This is a genomic window from Adlercreutzia sp. ZJ154, assembly GCF_011039055.1.
GTDB lineage: Bacteria > Actinomycetota > Coriobacteriia > Coriobacteriales > Eggerthellaceae > Adlercreutzia_A.
This window is the reverse complement of the sequence record NZ_JAAKEF010000009.1, coordinates 62,702-71,688: the sequence shown is the minus strand read 5'-3', so window position 1 is coordinate 71,688 and position 8,987 is coordinate 62,702. Positions and strand designations below refer to the sequence as shown.

The window sequence follows — 8,987 nt, the reverse complement described above, 5'->3', positions numbered from 1 at the left end:
TTGTTAGATCGGCATTGCAAAGAATGCCGTTATAACTTGAGTAAACAGGGTTTTCCTCTGCCACATGTATTGCTGTGGCATTTGGAAACAATTGGAAAAAGCCTACATCGATAGATTTAACTGTAGATGGAATAGTTATAGAGGTAACGCCAAGTGCTTTCTCAGCTTCGGCATAATATTCACTTGTGTAGGGATTTTTGGCGCTTTCGGAGTTTTGGGAGTTTTCGGCGCTTTTAGAATTTGCAGCGCTTGTGGAATTTGCCACATTTGTGGCGCTTGCCGCACCTTCAATATTACTCGATTGAGTTACCGCATCAGCGGTTGAAATTTTTTGGGTTTCTGCGAGGTTTTCAGGGTCTAACCTAGAATCGCAGAACCCCCCCCCCCATTTCTATATTCGAACTTATGTTCGTTACTGTGTAGGTTTTCTCACCAGAAACAACTTGTGCAGGAATTTCTAGTGCACCTTCGGGGCTTGTGCTAAAACCAACCAGTGTTGCTGTGGCGGTTGCCTCATCTGCCACATAGTTTAGATCGTTGTAGGTAAGCATGGTGGCAATATCTGCATCTAAGTTCACAGGAACACTTGCGCGCACTACATCTTGCACTTCTATAGGAGTAGCGACAAGCGCATTTGCGCCTTCTTGTGTCTGCACATTTGTTGTATTGGTTTTAGAATCTGTTGCATCCGCCGCATTGCCTTTATTGTTTTCATCTGCAAAAGCTGCAAACGGTGCAAGAGAGCATGCTAGCGTTGTGGACAAAACCACAGAAGCAGCTCGTTTGAGCATAGTAGTGTCACTCATATCTATCTGTCCCTTAATGTTCATCATCTATTGCGTCCCGTGCAATAACTGCCTTGATGAACTTCGTCTTTTTTATACCCGATGCCTTTTAAGGCTGAACAATTTATACGCCTCGCACAAAGCAAAATGCAAGCATAAATTTGAGAATGGGCAGAGCCCTTCACGATTTCAACAGATTAGGGGCGCCGCTGTAACTTCGGCGATTGCAATCGCAATACGGACAGACACAATCACAATTCGCTCGCGACTCAATATGCAACTTAACTGCAACCCAACTGCAATTCTTCCTAAAGTAACTGCAAAAGGTTGCGCTTTGTTTGAAGGACGATTAAGCACTTACAGCCCAAAGAATTAATTGCATAACGTGCAAATACAATCTTGCAGAAAGTTTTTTACGGAAAAATGGTCAAAACTTCCGGCTTTCCACTGTGAAAAACACAAAATAGCCCCTATAGATGCATCATCAAATACTGTTTGCCCAGTGTTCTCCACAATTCAAGCCAGCTATGTGGCAATCCGACCATGGAAAGTCGGAAGTTTTGACCACTTTCAGTGCGTTATTGGATATGATGCTTCATTTTTGCTTCGGTGTCCTTTGAAGCCTATACTTTTTCGTAGTGGGTCCACATACGAACGATTTTTATGGTCCCTTCGTAAGAAATCCCGTTTTCGTCAATGGGCTGTGCATATACCTGATAGACAAGCCGATGTTGCAAATTAATTCGCCTTGAATAAAGCCCAGACAAGTTGCCGACTAACGGTTCGTATGCAGGTGGATTTTTGAAGGGATCTTCTCGAATTACATCAATAAGAGCTTTCGCTTTCTTGTCTAATCCAGCAGATTTAAGATTCTTCGCATCTTTTGCAGCTTGCTTTGTAATCTTAATAAGATACATAGCTACCATTCCAGTTGGTCTTCGGAAATGCAATCATCTAATGATTCCTGCAATCCTATCTGTAAAGATTCTGTCATCCCCGGAATGCTATTCAAAAAAAGTGTTTCCTCAATAGCTGCCCATTCGTCTTCTCCTATAAGAACAGCACCTTTTCCCTTGCTGCTAGTAATAGAAATAGGAGCACAATTGGCGTTTACCTGAGCAATGGTTTGGTAGATATTCTGACGCAATGCCGTCGCAGTTATCGAAGTCATAATTGTCTCACTTCCGTCTAAGTTGACTAGATAGTAACGTACGTATTTACGTACGTCAAGACAAATACAATCTTGCAGAAAGTTTTTTACGGAAAAATGGTCAAAACTTCCAGCTTTCCACTGTGAAAAACGCAAAATAGCCCCTATAGGTGCATCACCAAATACTGTTTGCCCAGTGTTCTCCACAATTCAAGCCAGCTATACGGCAATCCGACCATGGAAAGTCGGAAGTTTTGACCATTTTTAGTACTTTTGTATTCCTTTAATCTCTTCGAGAAAATCGCAATCAATGCGTGTTGGCTGGGCAGAAATCCTCACTCTATAGGCCTCATATTCCTTATGAGCCTTCGTTATGGCTCCCTTATGATTAGCCTTACCTGAACCTTCGAGCAACCCCTTGCCATAGCGTTGCGCAAAATCGTCTAACTCGCGAATCCAATCTTTCATACACATTGGCTGATGGTCTTCTGCCCGCATTTCTGCTAAGTCAAAAAACGCCGATACAAGATTATTAAGCCGCTGCAATTCTTTTTCGTTGAGATAATTCTTCGCTATCTCAGTTTCCTCACGCGTTGGCTGCTCGCCCTCGAATGTTGTAAGACCCATGAAAGGCAGCTCTGCATTTGCTCGTTGCATAATTACTTCCGCAGCAGTATGCCCATGAGCAGCATAGTGTATTTTGTTTTGAACCGTCTTGAAGAATAGGACAGATTCATCGGCCTTTGGATCATAGTCAATACTTGTCGCATATAAATCAAGTACTTGTCGATACAGAACCTTTTCACTCGAACGAATATCTCTAATACGAGCAAGCAGCTCTTTCCAATACGTTCCCCCACCAGCATTTTTTAACGCCTTATCATTAAGGTTGAAACCTTTCTGAAGATATTCTTTCAATTGCACAGTTGCCCATTTACGAAACTGAGTACCCCGATTTCCGCGAACTCGATAGCCAACAGCAATCACCATTTCAAGAGAATAGTAGTTAACTTGATAGTTTTTCCCGTCAGCAGCAGTTGTCCGGAATTTCCGGACAACTGCATCAGCGTCCAATTCTCCCTCATCAATAATGTTGTTGATATGCTCGCTAATTGTTTTCTTTGAGATTCGATATAGATCGACCATATGAGCCTGAGAAAGCCACATGTTCTCGCCATGAAACACACACTCGATTTCCGGAACGCCTGCTTCTGACTGATAGAGAACGATGTCACCTGGCTTAGCGGGAATTATCTCGTTAGATTTCATGGTCAATCGCCTCCAGATAGGTCAAATGACTATCATCAAGTTACCCTATTAAAAAGGTCAGTAGGAATAACCTACTGACCTCGTGTTTCTTGGTAGTCCCGACCGGATTTGAACCGGCGACCTCCGCCTTGAAAGGGCGGCGTCCTAACCGCTAGACGACGGGACCATTATGTATGCCACAAGAGTAGCTTGTCTATTATGCCAAAGCCAATCCTGTACTGCAAGCAAAAAATACGACGCTTTCCGCAAACGCATTACGGACGCTGCCCCAAGCCACCTTCCAAAGTAATAGTTTCGCCGCTCATAAACTTGAAATCGGGGCTGGCAAGTTGCACCACAACGCGCCCTATCTCGGTTTCAACATTGCCATAATGACCCATAGGCGGCATATGTACATTAGCCTTATAAGCATCCGGATATTCATCTTGGAACTTCTCTAGCGCAGCCGTCCAAGCAAGCGGGCACACCACGTTCACATTAATTCCATCAGGACCCCACTCGGTTGCAGCCACACGGCTCATGCCACGAATGCCCTCTTTAGCGGCAGCATATGCACACTGTCCATAGTTGCCAAACAAACCAGCACCGCTGGCAAAATTAATAACGCTGCCCTTTGTCTCTTTCAGATGCGGATAGCAAGCCTGCATATAATAGAAAGCGGCATACAGCCCAGAATAAATAGCCAAATTGAACTGATCGGTAGTGTGGTCAGCCAACGTTACGCCCGAAGCAGAAGCCTGTGCGTTATTCACCAGCACATCTATGCGACCAAATTCTGCCATAGCTTTGTCTACCACGTTTTGCACGACAGCTTTATTGTCGGCACTAGCTTCAACATCAGCCTGCACAGGAAGCACTTTTATGCCAAATTCGGCTTCTAGTTTCTCCTTTGCGGTTTCAAGCTTTTGCACATTGCGCCCGGTTAATACCAAATTCGCGCCCTCTTTCGCAAAAGCCGTAGCTATTCCATATCCAATTGAACCCGCAGAACCATCTTTTAGCGCTGCAAACCCACCGCCGGTTACAATAACTGTCTTATTTTCAAAAGCGCCCATAAATAAACCTTTCACCTTGTCTATAAATGATATGACTATATCAAAGAGTACGTTTCATATTGTAAACAGCGTATTAAATCGCACTATCAATAGGTGAAATGCGCCATACAGCTAAATAGCCACCGCTTACCTGCATCGTTCAAACGTTATTTGAAGCGCTTGAGCAGAAGTGAATTGCAAACAACCGTTACACTGGAAAGCGCCATGGCGGCACCCGCCAAAGCTGGGGCTAATATACCAACAGCCGCAAGCGGAATCATTATGCAGTTATAAATTAATGCCCAGAATAGATTCTGTTTTATTTTGCGCATTGTTGCCTTTGATAGGCGAAGAGCCACAACCATATCAGCTAGGCGATTACGCATAAGAACCACTTGTCCGGCATCTATGGCAACATCGGTACCAGATGCCATAACTATACCTATGTCAGCTGCAGCCAAAGCAGGTGCATCGTTTATGCCATCGCCCACAAATGCCGTTACGGCAGCCTGTTTCTTGCCCGAATCGTCGCCCATTTCAGATGCATTAGCGCGAACTTCGTTTACTCGCTCAGCCTTTTCAATTGGCTTTACGCCCCAAAATACGCGACTTTGCTCTATTCCTACCTCGTTTGCTACTTCCATAGCTGGCTTCTGCGCATCGCCTGTAACCATATAACATGCCACATTGAATTGCCCGCGCAGCTGCCCAAGCGCACTTGCAGCATCGGGCTTAGGTTCATCGCGGAAAGTAAAACCACCTACGTCTTTGCCATCCACAATAACTCTGCTGCCAACTTTTATATCGTGTCCATTAGCGCGCGCAACTACACCCGCACCAACTACCGCATTAAAATCTTGTACATCTACATCGGCAAATGCTATGCCCGCATCTTGCGCATAACGCACAACAGCACGTGCCAGCGGATGTTCGCTTTTCTCTTCAACCGCAGCCGCCAACGCAAGCCACTCGTTTGATACATCGCACTTCTCTACAACAGGCGCACCGCAGGTTATAGTGCCGGTCTTATCGAATACTGCAGCCGATAATTTACACATAGACTCCAGCACTTCGCCATCTTTTATAAGCACTCCCATCTGCGCGCCTTTGCCCATACCGACCATCAAAGCTGTAGGAGTAGCCAACCCCAAAGCACACGGACACGCCACAACTATTACGGCTATAGCCGGCAACAGCGATTGCTGCAGCAATGTGTTAACACCCGCAGGTGGCACAAATAAGAACCATACACAAAACGTAATAACCGCCAACCCTAAAATAACCGGCACGAATACCGCGGCAATACGGTCTGCCATGCGCTGCACGGGCGCTTTGCTTCCTTGGGCATCTTCAACAGCGCGCACTATGCGGGCAAGAGTAGTATCCCCGCCCACTCGCTGGGCCCGTACCGTAATGGAACCGGTGGTGTTTACCGTGCCTCCAACCACCTCATCGCCAACCTTTTTCACCACAGGAAGCGCCTCGCCTGTAAGCATCGATTCGTCCACTTCGGTGGAACCTTCCGAAACTACGCCATCTACAGGCATTTTCTCGCCGGGACGCACTAGCACTGAATCGCCCACTGCAACCTGAGCAAGCGGCACTTCTATCTGCTTTCCGCCCCGCAGCGCAACAGCAGTAGGCGGAGTTAAGTTTATCAGTGCCTCTATTGCCTGATTGGTTGCTCCTTTTGCCCGCGTCTCTAATATCTTGCCCAACAAAACAAATGTAATCAGCATGGCGCATGTCTCGAAATAGGGCATGCCCTCGTTAATTTGCAAGCCGCTGTTGCCTGTCCAGTCTCCATTTATCACAGGCAAGAAAGTTATCCAAAGCGAAAATATGAAAGCAATTGTGGTGCCAAGCGCTACCAAAACATCCATATTTGCGCTTCCGCCGCGAATTGACTGAAATGCACCTTTATAGAAGCGCGCGCCGCACCCGAATTGCACCGGAATAGTTAACACAAGAAGTACCAAATTAGCTGCAAACATAGATTGAGCGTGCGTTGGATCGGGCACAAACATGCCTGCTAAAGCACCGCCAAACATCATATGTGCGCCCGGAATCATTCCTATGCAGACTATTAGTATTGTTAACACTAGTGAAGTAGCAAAAACATGTATATCGTGCTTGGCACGTTCCGCCTCGCGTGCGCGCCGCTTTTCATCAACCAGTGGCGCATCTTCAGGAATTAATTCTGCCGTAAAAGACATATCGTCAAAAACGTGCAGCATATCGTCTACGCTGGCAATTCGCGTATTGAACGTAACCATCCCAGTATTGTTAGCCAAATTTACCGCAACATCTTCAACACCCGGCGTTTGCCGAAAATGCTTTTCAATATTCGCTGCACAGTTTGCACAATGCATACCGTCTATAGCAAGACGGATAGTCGTAGTTTCACTCATGCTGCCTTCTTTTTACTTCTTTTCAATATATGCGCATATGTTCATAAATTGTATTAAGTAGAATATAGTCAATTAAACATATAAGCGCAAGACTAGCCGTTACTGTTCAGGATGCTTCCGAGAGTGTTTTTCCGCTTTTGAAGCCTGCATGAACAAGAACAAAAACCCTACCACCCCAGCAAATAGCGATGCAAGAAGAATCGCCAATTTCGCCTCGGACACAAACACGCTGCTGGTATAAGCCAAATTGGCAACAAAAATGGCCATTGTGAAACCTACGCCACCCAATATGGAAGCGCCCAACATGTGCATCCAATTCACACCTTCGGGCAATTTGGCAATATGCAGCTTTACACATAGAAAGCTCATCAACATAATGCCAAGAGGCTTACCTACAACAAGACCAAAAAACACACCCATAACCACATTCGAAGTTAGCATTGCGAATATGTCGCCACCGACTAATGACACATCGGCATTAGTAAGCGCAAACAGCGGCAATATGGCAAAGTAAACCCACGGGTAAAGTTTGTGTTCTAAGCGCGTTACAGGGGGCAACACTTCGCGCGACACATTCGATAAGCTATTCACCGTGGTTAAATATTTTTTCTGCGCCACTATAGGCGTTTGTTCATCGTGAAATTTGTTCGCCAACTGCACGCGATCGCCTGACCACTCCAAAAACGTTTGCATATTTATGCGGCTGCCAGACGGTATAACAAACGCCAACAACACACCAGAAATAGTTGCATGTACACCAGACATATAAACGCAAAACCAAAGTATACACCCTACAAGCATATAAGGCACCAGCGAATACACATGCTTACGATTCATAACAACAAGCACAATAAATACTACCGCAGCAGCAGCAAGCCATCCCAGATTTGGGCTTTCGCCATAAAAAATTGCAATTACAAGAATTGCTATTATGTCGTCAGCCACAGCCAACGTAGACAGAAACACTCGAATGCCGCTAGGTACGCGGCTGCCCAGAAGCGCCAATATACCAAGCGCAAACGCAATGTCGGTTGCGGTAGGCACACCCCAGCCGCCAATAGTCTGCGGATTTGCAGCATTGAATAGCAGGTAAATTACTATAGGAACAGCCACGCCACCAATTGCACCCATTATAGGAAGCGCCGCTTGTCTAATATTGGTAAGTTCTCCCACGGTCATTTCGTATTTAATTTCAATGCCGACCAGCAAAAAGAAAACCGCCATAAACATGTCATTTATCATATGCGCAAGCGAAATTTCGCCCCACAAAGGACCAACCGCAAGAATTACTTCCGTATGATGCCAAAAATTATAGAAAGGCTCGTATGCAGCCGTATTCGCCACTATTAGCGCCGCTATAGCAGCCAGCAGCATAACACCCGCCGCCCGCGTTGAAGAGTGTGTAAAAGATATCAGCTTACGCATCCGCCGATTACGACCTTGCACTTCATCTATGTATATTCCGTGCGGATCTGGATTCTCTGCTGTAGGTTGTACAAGTTCTAGTTTATCGGCTGATTCTTCCGAAATTTTGGGCTCTTGTTGGGTTTTCTCGGTATGTGCCATCTCGCGCCCCTACTCAATCATATGCTATGGTGTTTTCTAAGGATTATAGGGCAATGCTGGCGTCAAGCTATATTAGATTAGTTATCAGAAAGGATACACTTTCGTAATGCTCGACACACAGACGCAAATTAGCCTATCCTTAATTGTATTGTCCACAACAATAGACAGAGGTACGCAATGGATATCAAAGTTTCCGGACGCAAGATAAATGTAAGCGATTCTACGAAAGAATACGCTATCGAAAAAATAGGTGGCGCAGTTCAACAGTTAGATGTGAATGCAACAGCTTGCGAAATAGTGTTATTCCGCGAAAAAAACCCCGCAATTAAGAACGCTGCTATCTGCGAGGTAACGGTATTCATTCCTAATCATGTTGCCCGTGCGCAAGTGCGCGAGGAAGACCTATTTGCAGCCATAGATGTTGCGGCGGCAAAAATTGCCCGACAGCTGCGCAAACTTAAAACTCGTGTGAACGACAAAAGACGCGAAAAGCGAGAAACCGAAGTGGTGCACGATCGCGAAAGTGCACGCGCAGAAAGCGAACTTGACCTAGACAAGTTGATGGAAGAGCTATCCGACAACGAAGTGGTGCGTCGCAAGGAAATAGAGTATTCGCCCAAGACCGAAGAAGAAGCTCTTACCGAAATAGACTTACTGGGACACGATTTCTACGTTTATACCGACCGCGACAGCGGAAACGTACACGTGCTATACAGACGTCACGATGGAGGATATGGTCTTCTAACCCCAACTGAATAGCGCCCATAGCTTA

Annotated in this window: 10 protein-coding genes and 1 tRNA gene; 1 reads left to right on the top strand and 10 read right to left on the bottom strand. The window is 45.7% G+C overall.

Features of this window, described 5'->3' with window-relative positions; translation table 11 throughout:
- The 10 genes from G7Y37_RS05440 to nhaA form a co-directional block, all read right to left on the bottom strand.
- Positions 1 to 265, bottom strand: a 265-nt coding sequence (locus tag G7Y37_RS05440) for a hypothetical protein (RefSeq protein WP_165062452.1), incomplete at its 3' end; no start/stop codon positions are given.
- 97 nt (positions 266 to 362) lie between these two features.
- Positions 363 to 833: a hypothetical protein gene (locus G7Y37_RS05435; protein ID WP_165062451.1), complete on the bottom strand. Its 471-nt coding sequence runs from the start codon at positions 831 to 833 to the stop codon at positions 363 to 365.
- A gap of 575 nt (positions 834 to 1,408) precedes the next feature.
- Positions 1,409 to 1,702: a Txe/YoeB family addiction module toxin gene (locus tag G7Y37_RS05430; protein WP_165062450.1), complete on the bottom strand. Its 294-nt coding sequence runs from the start codon at positions 1,700 to 1,702 to the stop codon at positions 1,409 to 1,411.
- 2 nt (positions 1,703 to 1,704) lie between these two features.
- The gene (locus tag G7Y37_RS09235; protein ID WP_241156026.1) at positions 1,705 to 2,142 is read right to left on the bottom strand and encodes a type II toxin-antitoxin system Phd/YefM family antitoxin; all 438 of its coding nucleotides are present in this window, start codon (positions 2,140 to 2,142) and stop codon (positions 1,705 to 1,707) included.
- Positions 2,143 to 2,199: 57 nt separating this feature from the next.
- A complete protein-coding gene (locus G7Y37_RS05420) occupies positions 2,200 to 3,204 on the bottom strand; it encodes a virulence RhuM family protein (protein WP_206214106.1) in 1,005 nt (334 codons plus the stop codon).
- Positions 3,205 to 3,294: 90 nt separating this feature from the next.
- Positions 3,295 to 3,370, bottom strand: a tRNA-Glu gene (locus G7Y37_RS05415).
- A gap of 88 nt (positions 3,371 to 3,458) precedes the next feature.
- Entirely contained in the window at positions 3,459 to 4,259 is an 801-nt protein-coding gene (locus tag G7Y37_RS05410; RefSeq protein WP_165062449.1) for an SDR family NAD(P)-dependent oxidoreductase, read from the bottom strand.
- Positions 4,260 to 4,345: 86 nt separating this feature from the next.
- Entirely contained in the window at positions 4,346 to 4,402 is a 57-nt protein-coding gene (locus G7Y37_RS09320; protein ID WP_165062461.1) for a KxYKxGKxW signal peptide domain-containing protein, read from the bottom strand.
- Between the two features lie 3 nt (positions 4,403 to 4,405).
- Positions 4,406 to 6,649, bottom strand: coding sequence for a cation-translocating P-type ATPase (locus G7Y37_RS05400; protein ID WP_165062448.1), 2,244 nt, complete (start codon positions 6,647 to 6,649; stop codon positions 4,406 to 4,408).
- Between the two features lie 99 nt (positions 6,650 to 6,748).
- Positions 6,749 to 8,215, bottom strand: a complete 1,467-nt coding sequence (gene nhaA, locus G7Y37_RS05395; protein WP_165062447.1) for a Na+/H+ antiporter NhaA — start codon at positions 8,213 to 8,215, stop codon at positions 6,749 to 6,751.
- 177 nt (positions 8,216 to 8,392) lie between these two features.
- Between nhaA and hpf the strand changes: the two genes are divergently transcribed.
- The gene (gene hpf, locus G7Y37_RS05390) at positions 8,393 to 8,974 is read left to right on the top strand and encodes a ribosome hibernation-promoting factor, HPF/YfiA family (protein ID WP_165062446.1); all 582 of its coding nucleotides are present in this window, start codon (positions 8,393 to 8,395) and stop codon (positions 8,972 to 8,974) included.
- Positions 8,975 to 8,987: the final 13 nt, after the last annotated feature.

What these genes read in the sequence shown, in the direction of transcription:
- G7Y37_RS05435 (WP_165062451.1), bottom strand. Translation starts at nt 833, where the DNA reads ATGATGAACATTAAGGGACAGATAGATATGAGTGACACTACTATGCTC.
- G7Y37_RS05430 (WP_165062450.1), bottom strand. Translation starts at nt 1,702, where the DNA reads ATGTATCTTATTAAGATTACAAAGCAAGCTGCAAAAGATGCGAAGAAT.
- G7Y37_RS05420 (WP_206214106.1), bottom strand. Translation starts at nt 3,204, where the DNA reads ATGAAATCTAACGAGATAATTCCCGCTAAGCCAGGTGACATCGTTCTC.
- G7Y37_RS05410 (WP_165062449.1), bottom strand. Translation starts at nt 4,259, where the DNA reads ATGGGCGCTTTTGAAAATAAGACAGTTATTGTAACCGGCGGTGGGTTT.
- G7Y37_RS05400 (WP_165062448.1), bottom strand. Translation starts at nt 6,649, where the DNA reads ATGAGTGAAACTACGACTATCCGTCTTGCTATAGACGGTATGCATTGT.
- nhaA (WP_165062447.1), bottom strand. Translation starts at nt 8,215, where the DNA reads ATGGCACATACCGAGAAAACCCAACAAGAGCCCAAAATTTCGGAAGAA.
- hpf (WP_165062446.1), top strand. Translation starts at nt 8,393, where the DNA reads ATGGATATCAAAGTTTCCGGACGCAAGATAAATGTAAGCGATTCTACG.